This window comes from Sphingomonas sp. Leaf339, assembly GCF_001426195.1.
Classification (GTDB): Bacteria; Pseudomonadota; Alphaproteobacteria; order Sphingomonadales; family Sphingomonadaceae; genus Sphingomonas.
Genome location: NZ_LMRS01000056.1, coordinates 21,895 through 38,728, shown reverse-complemented (window position 1 = coordinate 38,728; position 16,834 = coordinate 21,895). Strand labels below are relative to the sequence as shown.

The window sequence follows — 16,834 nt, the reverse complement described above, 5'->3', positions numbered from 1 at the left end:
CCCCGACACAACCCGCTGCGCCGTGCGGCGGCCCAAAGCCACGCTACCCATCGCTCCGCCGCCTAGCCGCCAGCACATAGATGATCCCGGCGATCGCGGCGAAGAAGAACCACTGGCCGGCATAGGCGAGGTGGTTGTTGGGCACCGACGCGATATCGGGTGGGGCGTTGGGTTCAAGACCGGCGAGCGGCGGTGTCGCAACCAGCATCAGTTGCGTCGGCTGCGGGCTGAGCGCGGCACCGATTAGCGAGCGGCCATCGGGCGCGTGGCCGATATAGCCCGTCACCAGCCCGCCGGCCCAGGTCACCGCCGCCTTGGGATCGCGGGTCGTGCCCAGCTGGACCGTCATGCCGTTGCTGCAATCGGCGATGGCTCGGAACCCCGCCTTGCCGGCGCCGGCCAGCCGCACCGTGACCGGTGGCACGCATTGCCCCAAGGACGGGCGGAACAGCAGCCGGTCGTCGGGGACACGCGGAAAGGGGACCGGCGATTTCGCGGGGTTGCTTTGCAGCTGCGCGAGAAACGCTTCCTTTCGCGGCAGCCGATCGAGCAGTTGCCACAGGCCGAGTGCGATCATGATCACCACCGCGAGCGTGACCAGCAGCGTCGGGATCGGCCGGAACCTCGTCATTGGTCGCTCGCGATCCGGCCTTCGCGGGCCGCATTATGGTATTCGGCGGCCATCAACGCGCCCTTGGCAATTCGCAGCGCGCCGATCACGCCGCCGGCGGTTAAGGGTATCCAGATCAGGACATGCACCCACCAGGGCGGTCCGATCGCCAGTTCCAGCCAGACCGCAAGCCCGACGACAATGGCGCCGAGGATGAGGGTGAGGAACGCCGCCGGCCCGTCGCCGACATTGAAGATCGTGAAGTCGAGCGCGCACACGCGACAGCGATCGGCGAAACCGATCCAGCTGGCGAACAAGGTCGGCTTGCCACACCGCGGACATAGGCCGCGCAGGGCGACCTGAGCCATCGTCGGTTCGCCCGATCCGGTGGGTAGGGCGGCGGCCGGGATCGACCGGCCGCCATCGTCGTCAGCGTTGCCGCTCAACCCGCATGGACCGGTGCGCCCCAGCCGCCCCAGACATAGACGGTCACGAACAGGAACAGCCACACGACGTCGACGAAGTGCCAGTACCACGCCGCCGCTTCGAACCCGAAATGCTGGCGCGGCGTGAAGTCGCCCTTGTAGGCGCGGATCAGGCAGACGGCGAGGAAGATCGTGCCGATCAGGACGTGGAAGCCATGGAAGCCGGTCGCCATGAAGAACGCGGCGCCATAGTTGATGCCCTTGAACGGGAACGGCGCATGGGCATACTCATATGCCTGGATCGCGCTGAATACCGCGCCCAGCACCACCGTCAGCCAAAGGCCCTTCAGCACGCTGTCGCGGTTGCCGACGCCGAGCAGGCCCCACGCACCGGTCTTCTCACCGCCGCGCTGATTGTGGATCAGCGCATGGTGCGCCCAGGTCACGGTCGTGCCCGACGTCAGCAGGATCAGCGTGTTGAGCAGCGGCAGTTCGAAGGCGTTGATGACCTCCAGACCCTTGGGCGGCCAACTGGCCGCGATCGCGGCCGCACCCTCGGCGGCGCGTTCAACCTGGCCATCGACGATCTGCATCGCGGTGGGGAACAGCGAGAAGTCGAAGAACGCCCAGAACCAGCCGACGAAGAACATCACTTCGGATGCGATGAACAGGATCATGCCGTAACGGAAATGAAGCTGCACGACGGGGGTGTGATCGCCGTGATGCGCCTCACGCACGACATCCGCCCACCACGAATACATGGTGAACAGGACGGCGGTCAGCCCGCTGAGGAAGACCCAGCCACCGCCACCGTAATCATGCATGAACATGATGCCGCCGACCGCCATGACGAAGGCGGACATCGATCCGACCAGCGGCCACGGGCTGGGTGGCAGAATATGATAATCATGGTTTTTGGCGCCGGCCATCGTCGCATCCCTGTCCGTATATTTTTCTGATCCTAGCCTGCCGTCTTGCCGGAATCCACCGGGTAAAACGTATAGGACAGCGTGATCGTCTCCACGTCGGCCGCATCCGGGTCTGCCAGGATCTTGGGATCGACGTAGAAGACGACCGGCATCCGCACCTTTTCGCCCGGCTGCAACGTCTGTTGCGTGAAGCAGAAGCACTGGATCTTGGTGAAATACTTGCCCGCCTGCGCCGGCGTGACGTTGAACGTCGCGGTGCCGGTGATCGGCTTGTTCGAGGTGTTGGTGGCGGAGAAGAACGCCATGTCACGGGCACCAACCGCGACGGTGTCGGATGGCGTTTCGGGGCTGAACTTCCATGGCAGCTTCGGGCTGACATTCGCGTCGAAATCGATCCGCACCTGCCGATCGGTCGCGCCGGGGGCGGCAAGCCCGCGCTGCGTGGTGCCGTTCAGACCCGTGACCTGACAGAACAGGCGGTATAGCGGCACGCTGGCCCAGGCGAGCCCGGTCATGAAGCAGATGCCGATCACCGCCAGCATCGCCGTGCGGCCGCGCCGATCGATCCGGCGTGCCGTCATCCGTGCATGCCCAATTGGATCTTGGCGATGGAGATCGCGAAGATCAGCAGGACGAGGCTGCCGAGCAGGATCGCCATCACCCGGGCACGGCCGCGCTGGCGCTTGCGGATCAGCTCAAGTTCGTCGGGCGTCATGCGAGCACCCAGCGGTCGACGACCAGCGCGCCGAAGATGACGAACAGATACAGGATCGAATATTTGAACAAGGCCTTCTCCGGCTTCATCGAATCGCCATCCGCGGCGGTGGTCCGCGTCGCCACGCGGAAGGCAAGCGCCCCGAAGATCGCGGTCGTCACCGTCGCCACGCCGCCATAGATCGCGCCGGTCAGGCCCAGCGGCCAGGGCAGGACGGCGGCGAGCGCCATCGGTATAGTGTACAGCCCGATCTGGGTCCGCGTGACCCGCTCACCCGCGACGACGGGCAGCATCGGCACGCCGGCATTGGCGTAATCGATCTTCACGAACAGGGCGAGCGCCCAGAAATGCGGTGGCGTCCACAGGAACACGAGCATGAACAGCAGGAAGGGGAGCAGCGCGACCTGTCCCGTTGCCGCCGCCCAACCGATCAACGGCGGAAACGCCCCCGCCGCGCCGCCGATGACGATGTTTTGCGGCGTCCGCCGCTTCAGCCAGACGGTGTAGACGAGGACGTAGAACAGGATCGATACGAGCAGGATCGCGGCGGCGGCGATGTTCACCGCAAGTCCCATCAGCAGGACGGAGAAGGCGGACAGGCCGACACCGAAATGCAGCGCGGCCTGGCGGTCCATACGGCCCGCCGGCAGCGGCCGTTTCTGCGTTCGGCGCATCACCGCGTCGATATCTGCCTCGTACCACTGGTTGAGCGCGCCCGCGGCACCGGCACCGAGCGCGATGCACAGGATGGCGGTGAAGCCGATTACGGGATGGACCGTTCCGGGCGCGGCAAGCATTCCACACAAGCCGGTGAAGACGACCAACGTCATCACGCGCGGTTTGGTCAGCGCCAGGAAGTCGCGCCAGTCGGCCGGCGGTAGCAGGGGGGCGGCAATGGTCATATCAGGAACCGGCCTATACGCCGCCACGCGGGCCATGGACAGTCGAACTTGCGGTACGGTCGACAGCTTAGGCGGCGATCGCGGCGGGGCCACGCCGACGTTCCCAGGTCGGCAGCACCAGATGCTCGATGAATGCGATCAACTCGGTCCGGCGCCGTGGTTCCTCGGCCACCTGAGCGTCGATGCCGAGACGCCACCAGAGCGCGTGGTCGTCGGGCGCATCGTGCAGGGCGTCGAATAGCGCGGCCTGTGCCTCGACATCATCGCCATCGCGCGCCAGTCCCGCCTCGACCAGACCATCCGCCTGCCGACGCAGCGCCGCACCGATCTCGCCGGGGGCCAGTTCGGGGTGATATTGCACGCCCCAGAATATGCCGTGGTCGCCGTGACGAATCTCGACCGCCTGCACGCGGACGGCGGCATTGCCGGCCAGCAGCGTGGCGCCTTCAGGCAGGGTTTCGACCTCGTCGCCGTGGATCGCGGGGGCGTCCCATACCGCCGGGCGGGCGGCCAGCATCGGGTGATCGCGCCCGGCGGCGGTGGCGGTCAGGCGTCGGGCGAGGCCGGCTTCCTGTCGGTGCGGCATTTTGCGCACTGTGCCCCCCGCCGCCGCGACCGCGACCTGCAAGCCGGCGCAGGAGCCGAAGGCGGGGGTGCCGCTGGTATAGACGGCACGCATGAAATCGAGCTGCCGGCGGGTTTCGGGTTGGTCTTCCCAGACGTGGAGCGGTGATCCTGACAGGAATACCGCGTCATAGGCCGCGAGCGTGTCTGGTCGCATGGGTGTGTGATCGGCGTCTGATGGGGTGACACGGTCGATCGTGCTGCCGGGCATCAGTTGCGCGAGCGTGGCGGCATAGCTTTCGCCGGCGCTGCGGCCGGCACTGGCGCGGCGCTCCTTGCGTTCCTCAGGAGTTTCGCTTTCGGCGACGAGCACGCGGAGGGGTGGGGATGTTGGCATGGGCGGTAAACGTGCCGGCGGTGCCGATGGTGCATCGGTGGGTGTGAAATGTTGATGAGGAAACGAAAACACCCCGGTTTTTAGCCGGGGCGCTTCGGTTCTCGTGGCCGGACACGGGAGTGAATCCCGTGTCGTCGATCGCGGCTTTGCCACGTCGGCCATGATGGTGCGTGCGTTTGCCGCACCGGTGCGTAGCCCTAGGCTACGCACTTCGCACCATCAGTCAATCCGCGGCAGGGTTTCGAACTGGTGGTACGGCGGCGGGCTGGAGATCGTCCATTCCAGCGTCGTGGCACCCTCGCCCCAGGGATTGTCGGCGGCCTTCTTACCGGCGATCAGCGACCAGATCAGGTTGACGAAGAAGATCGCCATGCCCGCGGCCATGATCATGTAGCCGACCGTCGCCACCGTATTCCAATGGGCGTAGGCGTCCGGATAATCCGGATAGCGACGCGGCATGCCCTGCAGGCCCAGGAAATGCATCGGGAAGAACATGACGTTCACGCCGATGAAGAATACCCAGAAGTGCAGCTGGCCGAGGACCTCGTTGTACATCTTCCCCGACATCTTCGGGAACCAGTAGTAGAAGCCCGCGAACAGCGAGAACACCGCGCCCAGCGACAGGACGTAGTGGAAGTGGGCGACGACGTAATACGTGTCCTGCATGTAGTCGTCGATGCCGCCATTGGCGAGGACGACGCCGGTGACGCCGCCGACGGTGAACATGAAGATGAAGCCGATCGCCCAGACCATCGGCGTCGGGAAACGCATCGATCCGCCCCACATCGTAGCGATCCACGAGAAGATCTTGATGCCGGTCGGCACCGCGATCACCATCGTCGCGGCAGTGAAGTACATCTTGGTGTTCACCGACAGGCCGGTCGTGAACATGTGGTGCGCCCACACGACGAAGCCGACCACGCCGATCGCGACCATGGCATAGGCCATGCCGAGATAGCCGAAAACCGGCTTGCGGCTGAAGGTCGCGATGATCTGGCTGACGATGCCGAAGCCCGGCAAGATCATGATGTACACTTCGGGGTGACCGAAGAACCAGAACAGATGCTGGTACAGCACCGGATCGCCGCCACCGGCCGGATCGAAGAAGGTCGTGCCGAAATTGCGGTCGGTCAGCAGCATCGTGATCGCCGCCGCCAGCACCGGGAGCGCCAGCAGGAGCAGGAATGCGGTTACGAGCATCGACCAAACGAAAAGCGGCATCTTGTGCAGGGTCATCCCCGGCGCGCGCATGTTGAAGATCGTGGTGATGAAGTTGATCGCCCCCAGGATCGACGAGGCACCGGCCAGATGCAGCGACAGGATCGCCATGTCGGTCGACGGCCCCGGCTCACCATAGGTCGAAAGCGGAGCGTACAGCGTCCAGCCATTGCCCGCGCCGCCGAAGAACGGTGAGGCAAGGAGCAGCGTAAAGGCGGGGATCAGCAGCCAGAACGACACGTTGTTCATGCGCGGGAACGCCATGTCGGGCGCGCCGATCATGATGGGCACGAACCAGTTGCCGAACCCGCCGACCATCGCCGGCATCACCATGAAGAACACCATGATGAGACCGTGCGCGGTGATGAGCACGTTCCACAGATGCAGCGACTGGTCGAGGCTCTGTGGCCCGCCGTGCAACATCGATGCCCAGGTGCCCAGATACTGGATACCGGGATGTGCCAGTTCGGCGCGCATCAAGCCCGAGATCGAGCCGCCGATGATACCCGCGACGATCGCGAAGATCAGATAGAGGGTGCCGATGTCCTTGTGATTGGTGGACATGAACCAGCGCGCGAAGAAGCCCGGCTTGTGATCGGCATCGTGATGATGCGCCTCACGGCCGTGGTCGTGCGCCTGGAACGCGGACGGGTGGAGAGCGGTGTCGGTCATCTTACTGTCCAGCGTTGCCCGTGGCGGGGTTGTTGGTGGCACCCTGCGGCACGGTCGGCGCGGCGGTGGTGACGTTTTCGGTCGGGCCGGTTACGGCATCGGTGGCGTTGGCGGTCGTCGCCTCGGCCGCCGATCCGTCGGCACCCGGCTGCGGAATGACCTTGTTCGATGCCTGACCGCGCGCCGGCATCGTGCCGCCCTTGGCCGCGATCCATGCCGCGAACTGGGCGGGCGTTACCGCCTCGACCGCGATCGGCATGTAAGCGTGACGCGCGCCGCACAGCTCCGAACACTGGCCGAAATAGACGCCAGGCTTGTCGATGGTGAAGCTGGTCTCGTTCAGCCGACCCGGGATCGCATCCAGCTTGATCCAGAAGGCAGGCACCGCCCAGCTGTGGATCACGTCATTCGACGTGGTGATGAGCCGGATCGGCACACCCACCGGCAGCACGATGCGGTTGTCGGCCGCCAGCAGTCGGGGGCCATCGGCATCGGTGCGGGTGCGCTCGCCGGGGGCGGCCTCACCCTTTTCCTTCAGCAGATTGGCGGTAATTTCGAACCCGCCATGATCGGGATATTGATAGGTCCAGTACCACTGGTTGCCGATCGCCTTCAGCGTCACGGCGCCAGCGGGAGCGGGCTTGAACTGCGCCTGCAACAGCCCGATCGACGGGACCGCGATCAGCACCAGCGCGAGCACCGGGAGCAGCGTCCACAGCACCTCGATCGTGGTGTTGTGGCTGGTCTTCGACGGCACCGGGTTGGCGGCGGCACGGTAGCGGAAGACGACCCAGCCGAGCAGCGCCAGCACGAACAGCGAGATCGCCGTGATCGTCGGCACCAGCACGATGTTGTGCATCCAGTGCGCAAATTCGCCGTTGCGTGTCACCTGCGGCTGCAGACCGTACACGCCGTTCACCGGCTGACCGATGCCTGCCTTGATCTCGGCACCCGGCGCGCCGTCGCGCGCCAGCATCGGGCTGGCGGGAGCGGCGGGCGGCGTGGCAGCGGCGGTGGTCGGCGCGACGTTGGAGACGCCCGCGGGGGCGGCGGCAGCCTGCGGCACCGGTGCCGCGGCATGGCCGGCGATGCTGCCCAGACCCGCCATGGCGAGTCCGGCGGCAATCGCGATTCGTTTAAACCCCTTGATCGACATCTCTCTTCGTTACCCCGTTGCTCGAATGATAGCCCGTGGCACGACCGGGCAGACAGAATGGGTCGACCCATGCCTGTTTGGCGACGACCTATAGGGCGGGGGTGCCGCCGCCTCAAGCGTTCGTGACGGAAATCGGCGCAGACGTTGCTTTGCGTTGCTTGGCGACGCTCGCGGCCCTATCCGCACGGCCGATACTGGCCCTATGGGAGCGACCATGACCGACGACGATGTGCTGGCCGAATTCCGCGCGGCAGAAGCCCTGCTGGAGGGGCATTTCATTCTGTCGTCCGGCCTGCGTTCGTCGCGGTATCTGCAGTGCGCGCGGGTGTTGATGGACCCGCGCCGGGGCGCCCGCTTGTGCGAGGCGCTGGCCGCGCGCCTGCCCGCTGACATCCGCGCCGGCATCACTGCCGTCGTGGCGCCGGCGATGGGCGGCGTGATCGCGGGACACGAAATGGCGCGCGCACTGGGCGTCGAGGCGATGTTCCTCGAACGGCCCGAGGGAAACTTCGAGCTTCGTCGCGGCTTCCGCCTGCACCCCGGTCAGCGGGTGTTGATGATGGAGGATGTGGTGACGACCGGGCTTTCTTCCCGCGAGGCGATCGCGGCGATCGCGCGCGCCGGCGGCGAGACGGTGGCCGCGGCATCGCTGGTCGATCGTTCGAACGGCGCGGCCGATCTGGGCGTGCCATTCTTTCCGCTGATCCGCCTCGATGTGCCGAGCTACGCCGCCGACGCGCTGCCGCCCGAGCTAGCCGCTATCCCCGCGAGCAAACCGGGCAGCCGGGCCGCCGCATGAAGCGCCTGCTGACCGCCCTGATGCTGTTCGCCGCACCAGCCACGGCCCAGACTGCTGCGGCGGGCGATGTGGCACGGGCGGACGCGGCGGCGAAGGCGCGGATCGACGCGGCTGTGCCGGCGTCTGGCTTTGCCGGCGTCTATACGGTCTATCAGGGACCGCGCCGGATCACCGGCGGCAGCGTCGGTGTGGCGGTGGTCGGCGAGCCCGGTGGCTTCGCGGCCGAATCGGTGTGGCCATGGGCATCGGTGACCAAGCAGGTCGTGGCGACCATGGTGATGCAGGAGGTCGACAAGGGCCGTCTGTCGCTGGATGTGCCCGCCGGCCGTTACCTGCCCGCGCTGGATCCGTCGGCGCCGACGCTGCGCCAACTGCTCCAGCATCGCGCCGGGCTTCGTAATCCCGATGACAGCGCGAAGGACGCGAAAGGGGAGCCGGGCTTCTATACGTCGGGCGAAACCGGGTTGGGCTGGTGCCTGAAGCGGCGCGGGGCGGCCGGGGGGCAGTGGCGGTATAATAATTGCGACTACATCGTGCTGGGCGCGATCCTGGAGCGGACGACGCGGACCGCATTGCCGGCCTTGTTCGCGCAGCGGATCGCCGCACCGCTTGGCCTGACCGCCCATTTCGCGACAGCGGCGCCAGTGACGGTCGATGAAGCATGGACCGGCGGGCCGGATGCGGCGGAGCGGGCGATGCTGGTTCGTTATGGCGCGGCCGGCGGGCTCGTCGGCACTTCCGGTGATATGGCGGCGTTCGATCGCGCTCTGCTGTCGGGAACGTTGCTGACCCAATCCGCGCTGACGACCATGTGGAAGGGCGATCCCACGCTCGGTTATATGGCGCTGGGTCAATGGACGTTCAACGCGCAGTTGAAGGGCTGTGCGGCACCCGTCCGCATCGTCGAGCGGCGAGGCGCGATCGGGCGGTTTCAGGTCCGCAATGTCATCCTGCCCGACCGGGGGATGACGATCGTCCTGCTGACCAATCGCGGCGATTTCGATTTCGGCGAGATCTGGCAGGGCAAGGGGCCGAGCTACGCGATCCTTTCTTCGGCGGCCTGCGCATGAACCATCCCCTTCGTCTCGGCGTGAACATCGATCATGTCGCCACCGTCCGCAACGCGCGGGGGGCGGGTTATCCCGATCCGGTGCGTGCCGCGCTGATGGCGGCGGAGGCGGGGGCGGACGGCATCACCGCGCATCTGCGCGAGGATCGCCGGCACATCACCGACGACGATATCGCCCGGCTGGCGGCCGAGCTGACGATTCCACTGAATCTGGAAATGGCGGCGACGGACGAGATGCTGGCGATCGCGCTGCGCCACCGGCCGCACGCCGCGTGCATCGTGCCGGAGAAGCGCGAGGAGCGGACGACGGAGGGCGGCATCGACGCCGCCGGGCAGCATAACCGGCTGGCGCCGCTGGTAAGCGAACTGGCGGCGGCGAACATTCGGGTGTCGCTGTTCATCGAACCCGACGCGCGCCAGATCGAGGCGGCGATCCGGTTGGGCGCGCCGGTAGTCGAGCTTCACACCGGTCGTTATGCCGAACTGGACGAGGAGGCCCGGACCGACGAGCTGCGTCGCCTGTCCGATGCGGCGGCGCTGGCGGTGAAGAACGGGATCGAGGTTCATGCCGGACACGGCCTGACATACGACAATGTCGGGCCGATCGCGGCCATTCCGCAGGTGCGCGAACTGAACATCGGCCATTTCCTGATCGGCGAGGCGCTGTTCCTGGGGCTGGGCGACAGCGTACGCCGGATGCGGGCGGAAATGGATGCGGCGCGTGGTTGATGGGTGGTCCTTCCTGGCCCCGATCCTCAACGGCATGGGATGACCGGTCGGTGATTATCGGCCTGGGGTCCGACCTCTGCAATATCGAGCGTATTCAGGCGTCACTGGACCGGTTCGGCATGCGTTTCGAGAACCGGGTCTTCACCGAGGTCGAACTGGCCCGCGCCGCCCGCCGCCCGTTCACGCGGGCCGGCACGCTGGCCAAGCGGTTCGCGGCCAAGGAGGCGTTTTCGAAGGCGGTGGGCACCGGATTTCGGGCCGGCGTGTTCATGAAGGACATCGGCGTCGTCAACGCCCTTTCGGGCGCGCCGACGCTGGCGTTGACCGGCGGCGCGCAGGCAAGGCTTGACGCCATGATCCCGCATGGCATGGCGGCGCGTATACATTTGACCATGACCGACGATCATCCCTGGGCGCAGGCTTTTGTGATTATCGAGGCGATACCGGACCCTGCCACATGAAGGACGCGCTGTTGGACGGCAATCAGGGCCCGCAGGCCAGCCCGAGCGAAGGCACTCCGCCCGATCCGGCGAAAAGTCCACGCGACGTGCGGCGCGGTGGCACCGACTGGTGGGCGGAGGTGAAGGGCATCTTCTGGCTTATCCTGATCGTGCTGGGCTTCCACAGCTTCATCGCCAAGCCGTTCTACATCCCGTCCGAATCGATGTTGCCGGGCCTGCAGGTCGGCGACCGGCTGGTGGTGTCGAAGTTCGCTTATGGCTGGTCGTTCGTATCGCCGACCATTCCCGATCCGATCTCGATCTTCCGTGGCGCGGTGCTGCGCCAGCCGGTCGACAGCTGGAGCGCGCAGTTGCCGTTCATCAAGGGACGGCTGTTCGGATCGCTGCCGACGCGGGGCGACGTGGTGATCGTGACGCCGCCGGGGACGCATACCGATTATATCAAGCGGGTCATCGGTCTGCCGGGCGATCGGCTGGAAGTGCGAAGCGGCGTCGTCATCCTGAACGGACAGGCGGTCCGCCGTGGCCGCGTACATGACACGCTGATCCCGGTCGATACCAACACCCCCTGTTCGGACACCGATTATCCCGGCGCGCGCGAGACGTTGGGGTCGGGCAAGATCGTCTGCCGCCTGCCGACGATCACCGAGACGCTGCCCAATGGTCGCCATTACGACACGATCGAACTCGGCTGGAGCCCCGGTGACGATTATGGTCCGATCACGATCCCTGCCGACCATGTCTTCCTGATGGGCGACAATCGCGATCGCTCTGCCGACAGCCGGTATTCGCTGGTCGAGCAGGGGCTGGGCGGACCGGTGCCATACGAAAATCTGGGCGGTCGCGCGGAATTTGTGACGTTCAGCCTGGATGGCGATGCATCGCTCAATCCGCTGACCTGGTGGGGATCGCTGCGGTCGGGTCGGGCGGGCACCTCGTTGCATCCGACCGAGGCGGAGAAGTGAGCGAACGGCCGACGCCGGCGGCGGATGTGCCGGTCGAGGCCGGGCCGATCGAATCGCGCGACCCGTTCGTCGGCAAAGAGGTAAAGCGGGCGGCGGTCTGGCTGGGCATGGCGGGTGCCATTGCCCTTGTGGTCCTGCTGATCCAGCCGCTCCTCATCATCTTTGCCGGGCTGGTGTTCGCGGCGTTGCTGGATGGCGGCGTGCGCCTGTTGGGGCGGGTGTTGCCGATCGGGCGTGGCTGGCGACTGCTGATCGTCGTGCTGCTGACGGTCGCGTTCCTGTTCGGCACCTTTTACCTGACCGGTGTGCAGGTCACCGAACAGGTGATGCAGTTGCGATCGACGCTGGAAACGCAGGCGAACCGCTTCACCACCTGGTTGAGCGCGCAGGGGCTGATGCCGGGGGCGTCGGACGTGAACGGCATCGTCAAGCAGGCGCTGGGGTCGGTCGGGCGGATTACGTCGTGGGTCGGCAGCGCGGTAGGTGCGCTGACCAGCATGTTCATGATCATGATCATCGGTCTGTTCGTGGCGATGGATCCGACGGCGTATCGACGAGGGCTGGAATGGATGGTCCCGCGCGACCACAGGGCGGAGTTCTCGATCACGATCGAGCGGATGGGCAATACGTTGCGCCGTCTGCTGGCCGGGCGCCTGTTGGGGATGGCGGCGGAGGGCGTCATTACGTGGTTCGCGCTGATGATCGGTGGCGTGCCGATGGCGATGATCCTGGGCATCCTGACCGGACTGCTGGCGTTCATTCCCAATATCGGTGCGTTCATCAGCGGCGCGTTGATGATCGCGGTAGGCTTTTCGGCGGGGACGAGTGTCGGCTTCTGGGCGATTGGCACCTATCTCGTCGTGCAGACCTTCGACGGATATGTCCTGTTGCCGATCGTCGCGAAGAAGACCGTCGACCTGCCGCCGGCACTGACGCTGGGCGCGCAGATCCTGATGAGCGCGTTGTTCGGGATCATGGGACTGGCGCTGGCCGACCCCTTCACCGCCATGACGAAGTCCGCGCTGGAGCGGCGGTCGCAGCGGAACGAGGAAAAGGACGAGGCGGCGGCCTGATCGTCCGGCCGCCGGAAGCCGGTCAGCCGTGCGTCGCGGTCAGCAGATAATCGAGCGAGGTCGATGCCCCCAGCGCGAACCCGCGCGTCGGGGTGAAGACCAGACCCTGGATATCGCGCACCACCATGCCTTCGCTGGCCAGCAGCGTCGTCAATTCCTCCGGGGTAAGGAACCGGTCCCAGTCATGCGTCCCCGGCGGGATCGCGCCGGTCCCCTCGGCGAGCGTAATCATCGCCAGTCGTGACAGCGGCGTGCGGTTGGGCGTCGACAGGATCATCAACCCGCCCGGTGCCAGCGCCGAAACGAGACCGCGCACGAAGGCGGGCGGCGAGGATACGTGCTCGATCACCTCCAGACTGGTGACGAGGTCGAATTGTTCGCCCGCCACCGTCTCGATCCCGCCGGCGCGATAATCGATCGACAGGCCGCCGGCGGTGGCATGGGCGGCGGCAGCGGCGATATTCTCGGGCGCGGCATCCACCCCCGTTACGGTCGCACCCAGCCGAGCCAGCGGTTCCGCCAGCAATCCGGCGCCACAGCCCACATCCAGCGCGCGCTTGCCGGCGAGCGGCGCGAAACCGCGTGCCTCGCCGCCCCAATGCGCGTCCACCGCCGCGCGAAGATAGCCCAGCCGTACCGGGTTCAGCCGGTGGAGCATGGCGGACGACCCCTTCGGGTCCCACCATGCCGCCGCCATCTTGCCGAAATGGGCGGCTTCGTTCGGATCGATCGTGTCGCTTGCGCTGTGCATGTCCGGTTCCTATCAGGGCCGCCGCTTTTACCCAAGGAGGTCGATCGCTTTCCATGGCGCGTATCGTGATGAAGTTCGGCGGCACGTCGATGGCCGGGATCGAGCGCATCCGCAGCGTCGCCGCGCGCGTGAAGCGTGAGGTCGATGCCGGCAATCAGGTGGCGGTCGTCGTATCGGCGATGGCGGGCGAGACCGATCGCCTGGTCGGTTTCTGTCGCGAGGCATCGGCGCTGTACGATCCGGCCGAATATGACGTCGTCGTCTCGGCGGGCGAGCAGATCACCAGCGGACTGCTGGCGATCGCGTTGCAGGCGGCGGGCGTGCCCGCGCGCTCATGGCTCGGCTGGCAATTGCCGATCGCCACGTCGGATGCGCACGCCCGTGCCCGTATCGGCGAGATCGATACCGTTGCGCTCGACGCCAGCCTGAACGCGGGCGAGGTGGCGGTGATCCCCGGTTTCCAGGGCGTCACCGACACCGGCCGCGTCACGACGCTGGGCCGTGGTGGATCGGACACCAGCGCGGTCGCGGTCGCGGCGGCGATGAAGGCGGAGCGGTGCGACATCTACACAGATGTCGACGGCGTCTACACCACCGACCCCCGCATCGTGCCCCGCGCCCGCAAGCTGGCGCGGGTGACGTATGAGGAAATGCTGGAGCTGGCCTCGGTCGGCGCCAAGGTGCTCCAGACCCGCTCGGTGGGTCTGGCGATGAAGGAACAGGTCCGCGTCCAGGTGCTCTCGTCCTTCACGGGCGAGGATGCGCCGATGGCGGACGCGCTGCCCGGCACGATGATCGTGGGGGAAGAGGAGATTACCGACGTGGAACGCCAGCTCATCACCGGAATCGCGCACGACAAGAACGAGGCGAAGATCACCCTCGTCGCGGTGCCCGATCGCCCCGGCGCGGTGGCATCGATCTTCGCGCCGCTGGCCGATGCGGGCATAAACGTCGATATGATCGTCCAGAACGTGGCGCATTCGGTCGGATCGACCGATGTCACCTTCACCGTGCCGATGGCCGATCTGCCGCGCAGTCTCGACGTGCTGAACGGCGCCGATATCGGGTTCGAGAAGCTGGTCCACGACACGCGCGTCGCCAAGATTTCGGTCGTCGGCGTCGGCATGCGCAGCCATGCGGGCGTCGCCGCCACGATGTTCACGACGCTGGGCGAACGCGGGATCAACATCCAGGCGATCACCACGTCGGAGATCAAGGTCAGCGTGCTGATCGAGGAGGATTACACCGAACTGGCGGTGCGCGTGTTGCATACCGCTTACGGTCTGGATGCCGAGGTCGCGGGCTGAGTAATCCGGCGGCTTGATGCATGATCCAAGTCGCCTCGAACCAGCGTTTCGCTGTTCGAGGCGGAGGGCTGGATAGGGGGCGCGCTTCTTGCGCGCGGCCGTCGATAATGCCATATGTTGGGAACGGACCGCCCTCTGGCATCGTTTGCCGCGCGGTATCCCGAGAATTCCAACCAAGAATTCCACGACGATGGGCGAGGACTTTGAGCAGCGGTCGCGCTCGGTCCATTCGATACGGATGATCGGCGTGACCGGACCAACAATCCGGTGATGGGCCGTTGTGTGTTCCTGCCCCGTGGGGCCGGTGAGCGACGAGGCCCGGACCGACATCAACGAGGCATGACGGTGCAATCCGCAACGACCAACAACAAGACCGGGTCACAGACCGGCCCTGTACCAACCGGTGGCGTGACCCGGCGCGGCCTGTTGGGCTCGGCGATCGTCGCGGGGTCCGCCGCGATGGTGCCAGGGGCCGCCACCGGCGCGGCGACCGAGCGTAACGTCGACGTGCTGTTGATCGGCGGCGGTATCATGAGCGCGACGCTGGCCGTGCTGCTCCACCAACTGGAGCCGAGCTGGACGATCGAACTGGTCGAGCGACTGGATCAGGTGGCCGAGGAAAGCTCTGGCGGCTGGAACAATGCCGGCACCGGCCATTCCGCCCTGTGCGAGCTGAACTATACGCCGGTGAACGCCGCCGATGGTCTGGTTGAGATCAAGAAGGCGGTGGAGATCAACGAGCAGTTTCAGGTCACGCGCCAGTTCCTGAGCCATCAGGTGCAGGCGGGCATGCTCGCCAACCCCCGGTCGTTCATCAATTCCACACCCCACATGAATCTGGTCTGGGGCAATGACAATGTCGCGTTCCTGCAAAAGCGGCATGCCGCGCTGGAGGCGAGTCCGCTTTTTTCCGGCATGGAGTTCACGACCGATCCGGCGCAGATCGCCGCCTGGGTGCCGTTGATGATGCAGGGTCGCCCGGCCGGCACGAAGCTCGCCGCCACCCGGTCGCCGCTCGGCACCGATTGCAACTGGGGAGAGGTGACGCGGCAATATATCGCGTCGATGAAGAAGCAGCCCGGCTTCACCCTGACCACTGGTCACGAGGTGCGGTCGCTGGAGCGCGAGACGGACGGCCATTGGCGCGTCACCGCCCGCGATATGAAAAGCGACGATAAGCAGGTCATCAAGGCCCGCTTCGTGTTCGCCGGCGCCGGTGGCGGGGCGCTGCCTATCCTGCAGAAATCAGGCATTCCCGAAGCCGACGATTACGCCGGCTTTCCGGTCGGCGGCTCGTTCCTGGTCACCGACAATCCCACGATCGCCCAGCGTCACCTGGCCAAGGTGTATGGCAAGGCGGCGGTCGGATCCCCGCCGATGTCGGTCCCGCATCTCGACACGCGCTACCTGGATGGCAAGCAGGTGCTGCTGTTCGGGCCGTTCGCGACGTTTTCGACCAAGTTCCTGAAACAGGGTTCCTATTTCGATCTGCCGGCATCGGTGACGATCGACAATTTCCGACCGATGTTGGCGGTCGGCTGGGACGATTTCGATCTCGTCGAATATCTCGCGGGCCAGCTCATCATGTCGCAGGAAGACCGGATGAATGCGCTGCGCGAGTATTTTCCGGGGGCGAAGGACGCCGACTGGCGGCTGTGGCAGGCGGGGCAGCGCGTGCAGATCATCAAGCGCGATCCCGACAAGGGCGGCGTGCTGAAACTCGGCACCGAGATCGTCGCGTCGAAGGATGGGTCGATCGCCGCCCTGCTCGGCGCGTCGCCGGGTGCGTCGACCGCGCCGTCGATCATGCTGGACCTGTTGAAGAAGGTGTTCGGCAACCGGCTGGCGACACCGCAATGGCAGGCCAAGATCCGCGAGATCGTGCCCAGTTACGGCAATTCGCTGAACGACGATCCTGATGGCATCGCAAAGACATGGGCATCGACGGCCGAGACGCTGCAACTGGCGGTCGCCTCGCCCGCCGTCCACGTCACCGACCGGCCCCGACCGGCGGCGACGCGGGTCAAGGTTGATCGCAGCCCCGATCTGGCCCTGTGACCCGCTGAAGTAACCTGCCGACCGGCCACCGCTT

18 protein-coding genes are annotated in these 16,834 nt (G+C 66.1%); 8 read left to right on the top strand and 10 right to left on the bottom strand.

Annotated features, from left to right (window positions below):
* Positions 1-43 precede the first annotated feature (43 nt).
* The 9 genes from ASG67_RS15685 to coxB form a co-directional block, all read right to left on the bottom strand.
* Entirely contained in the window at positions 44-631 is a 588-nt protein-coding gene (locus ASG67_RS15685) for an SURF1 family cytochrome oxidase biogenesis protein (RefSeq protein ID WP_056532072.1), read from the bottom strand.
* Positions 628-978, bottom strand: a complete 351-nt coding sequence (locus tag ASG67_RS15680) for a DUF983 domain-containing protein (RefSeq protein ID WP_056532424.1) — start codon at positions 976-978, stop codon at positions 628-630. Before ASG67_RS15680 ends, ASG67_RS15685 begins: the two co-directional genes overlap by 4 nt.
* Positions 979-1,052: 74 nt before the next feature.
* On the bottom strand, positions 1,053-1,964 hold the full coding sequence (locus ASG67_RS15675; RefSeq protein WP_056532070.1) for a cytochrome c oxidase subunit 3: 912 nt from the start codon (positions 1,962-1,964) through the stop codon (positions 1,053-1,055).
* Between the two features lie 32 nt (positions 1,965-1,996).
* Positions 1,997-2,545 (bottom strand): cytochrome c oxidase assembly protein, encoded by a 549-nt coding sequence (locus tag ASG67_RS15670; RefSeq protein ID WP_056532068.1) that lies wholly within the window; start codon positions 2,543-2,545, stop codon positions 1,997-1,999.
* On the bottom strand, positions 2,542-2,679 hold the full coding sequence (locus tag ASG67_RS19270) for a hypothetical protein (protein ID WP_200940815.1): 138 nt from the start codon (positions 2,677-2,679) through the stop codon (positions 2,542-2,544). The genes ASG67_RS15670 and ASG67_RS19270 overlap by 4 nt, the downstream gene beginning before the upstream one ends.
* Positions 2,676-3,581, bottom strand: coding sequence for a heme o synthase (locus tag ASG67_RS15665; RefSeq protein WP_056532067.1), 906 nt, complete (start codon positions 3,579-3,581; stop codon positions 2,676-2,678). Before ASG67_RS15665 ends, ASG67_RS19270 begins: the two co-directional genes overlap by 4 nt.
* A gap of 67 nt (positions 3,582-3,648) precedes the next feature.
* Positions 3,649-4,542, bottom strand: a complete 894-nt coding sequence (locus tag ASG67_RS15660; protein WP_056532065.1) for a type 1 glutamine amidotransferase — start codon at positions 4,540-4,542, stop codon at positions 3,649-3,651.
* Between the two features lie 219 nt (positions 4,543-4,761).
* Positions 4,762-6,432 carry a cytochrome c oxidase subunit I gene (gene ctaD, locus ASG67_RS15655; RefSeq protein WP_056532063.1) on the bottom strand — a complete coding sequence of 557 codons (1,671 nt, stop codon included), beginning with the start codon at positions 6,430-6,432 and terminating at the stop codon, positions 4,762-4,764.
* A gap of 1 nt (position 6,433) precedes the next feature.
* Entirely contained in the window at positions 6,434-7,588 is a 1,155-nt protein-coding gene (coxB, locus tag ASG67_RS15650; RefSeq protein WP_056532061.1) for a cytochrome c oxidase subunit II, read from the bottom strand.
* A gap of 214 nt (positions 7,589-7,802) precedes the next feature.
* On the opposite strand from coxB, the gene pyrE reads away from it, so the two are divergent.
* From pyrE to ASG67_RS15620, 6 genes are read left to right on the top strand one after another with little or no spacing between them, the layout of a single operon-like run.
* Positions 7,803-8,387, top strand: a complete 585-nt coding sequence (gene pyrE, locus ASG67_RS15645; protein WP_056532422.1) for an orotate phosphoribosyltransferase — start codon at positions 7,803-7,805, stop codon at positions 8,385-8,387.
* A complete protein-coding gene (locus tag ASG67_RS15640) occupies positions 8,384-9,457 on the top strand; it encodes a serine hydrolase domain-containing protein (protein ID WP_056532059.1) in 1,074 nt (357 codons plus the stop codon). Before pyrE ends, ASG67_RS15640 begins: the two co-directional genes overlap by 4 nt.
* Positions 9,454-10,185 (top strand): pyridoxine 5'-phosphate synthase, encoded by a 732-nt coding sequence (locus ASG67_RS15635; protein ID WP_056532057.1) that lies wholly within the window; start codon positions 9,454-9,456, stop codon positions 10,183-10,185. Before ASG67_RS15640 ends, ASG67_RS15635 begins: the two co-directional genes overlap by 4 nt.
* Positions 10,186-10,235: 50 nt before the next feature.
* Positions 10,236-10,646 (top strand): holo-ACP synthase, encoded by a 411-nt coding sequence (gene acpS / locus ASG67_RS15630; protein WP_056532054.1) that lies wholly within the window; start codon positions 10,236-10,238, stop codon positions 10,644-10,646.
* The gene (lepB, locus tag ASG67_RS15625; RefSeq protein WP_056532052.1) at positions 10,643-11,611 is read left to right on the top strand and encodes a signal peptidase I; all 969 of its coding nucleotides are present in this window, start codon (positions 10,643-10,645) and stop codon (positions 11,609-11,611) included. Before acpS ends, lepB begins: the two co-directional genes overlap by 4 nt.
* Entirely contained in the window at positions 11,608-12,684 is a 1,077-nt protein-coding gene (locus tag ASG67_RS15620; RefSeq protein ID WP_056532050.1) for an AI-2E family transporter, read from the top strand. The genes lepB and ASG67_RS15620 overlap by 4 nt, the downstream gene beginning before the upstream one ends.
* A gap of 22 nt (positions 12,685-12,706) precedes the next feature.
* On the opposite strand, the gene ubiG is transcribed toward ASG67_RS15620, so the two are convergent.
* On the bottom strand, positions 12,707-13,435 hold the full coding sequence (ubiG, locus tag ASG67_RS15615; RefSeq protein ID WP_056532048.1) for a bifunctional 2-polyprenyl-6-hydroxyphenol methylase/3-demethylubiquinol 3-O-methyltransferase UbiG: 729 nt from the start codon (positions 13,433-13,435) through the stop codon (positions 12,707-12,709).
* 53 nt (positions 13,436-13,488) lie between these two features.
* Here ubiG and ASG67_RS15610 point away from each other — a divergent pair, with 53 nt between their 5' ends.
* The gene (locus tag ASG67_RS15610; protein WP_056532046.1) at positions 13,489-14,742 is read left to right on the top strand and encodes an aspartate kinase; all 1,254 of its coding nucleotides are present in this window, start codon (positions 13,489-13,491) and stop codon (positions 14,740-14,742) included.
* Between the two features lie 339 nt (positions 14,743-15,081).
* A complete protein-coding gene (gene mqo, locus ASG67_RS15605; protein WP_082543582.1) occupies positions 15,082-16,800 on the top strand; it encodes a malate dehydrogenase (quinone) in 1,719 nt (572 codons plus the stop codon).
* Positions 16,801-16,834 lie beyond the last annotated feature (34 nt).

Bases quoted from the DNA above. Each gene is read 5' to 3' on its own strand.
- ASG67_RS15665 (WP_056532067.1), bottom strand. From the start codon at position 3,581: ATGACCATTGCCGCCCCCCTGCTACCGCCGGCCGACTGGCGCGACTTC.
- ASG67_RS15680 (WP_056532424.1), bottom strand. From the start codon at position 978: ATGGCTCAGGTCGCCCTGCGCGGCCTATGTCCGCGGTGTGGCAAGCCG.
- ASG67_RS15660 (WP_056532065.1), bottom strand. From the start codon at position 4,542: ATGCCAACATCCCCACCCCTCCGCGTGCTCGTCGCCGAAAGCGAAACT.
- ASG67_RS15635 (WP_056532057.1), top strand. From the start codon at position 9,454: ATGAACCATCCCCTTCGTCTCGGCGTGAACATCGATCATGTCGCCACC.
- ASG67_RS15610 (WP_056532046.1), top strand. From the start codon at position 13,489: ATGGCGCGTATCGTGATGAAGTTCGGCGGCACGTCGATGGCCGGGATC.
- pyrE (WP_056532422.1), top strand. From the start codon at position 7,803: ATGACCGACGACGATGTGCTGGCCGAATTCCGCGCGGCAGAAGCCCTG.
- ASG67_RS15640 (WP_056532059.1), top strand. From the start codon at position 8,384: ATGAAGCGCCTGCTGACCGCCCTGATGCTGTTCGCCGCACCAGCCACG.
- ubiG (WP_056532048.1), bottom strand. From the start codon at position 13,435: ATGCACAGCGCAAGCGACACGATCGATCCGAACGAAGCCGCCCATTTC.
- ASG67_RS15685 (WP_056532072.1), bottom strand. From the start codon at position 631: ATGACGAGGTTCCGGCCGATCCCGACGCTGCTGGTCACGCTCGCGGTG.
- mqo (WP_082543582.1), top strand. From the start codon at position 15,082: ATGACGGTGCAATCCGCAACGACCAACAACAAGACCGGGTCACAGACC.
- lepB (WP_056532052.1), top strand. From the start codon at position 10,643: ATGAAGGACGCGCTGTTGGACGGCAATCAGGGCCCGCAGGCCAGCCCG.
- ASG67_RS19270 (WP_200940815.1), bottom strand. From the start codon at position 2,679: ATGACGCCCGACGAACTTGAGCTGATCCGCAAGCGCCAGCGCGGCCGT.
- ASG67_RS15675 (WP_056532070.1), bottom strand. From the start codon at position 1,964: ATGGCCGGCGCCAAAAACCATGATTATCATATTCTGCCACCCAGCCCG.
- ctaD (WP_056532063.1), bottom strand. From the start codon at position 6,432: ATGACCGACACCGCTCTCCACCCGTCCGCGTTCCAGGCGCACGACCAC.
- coxB (WP_056532061.1), bottom strand. From the start codon at position 7,588: ATGTCGATCAAGGGGTTTAAACGAATCGCGATTGCCGCCGGACTCGCC.
- ASG67_RS15670 (WP_056532068.1), bottom strand. From the start codon at position 2,545: ATGACGGCACGCCGGATCGATCGGCGCGGCCGCACGGCGATGCTGGCG.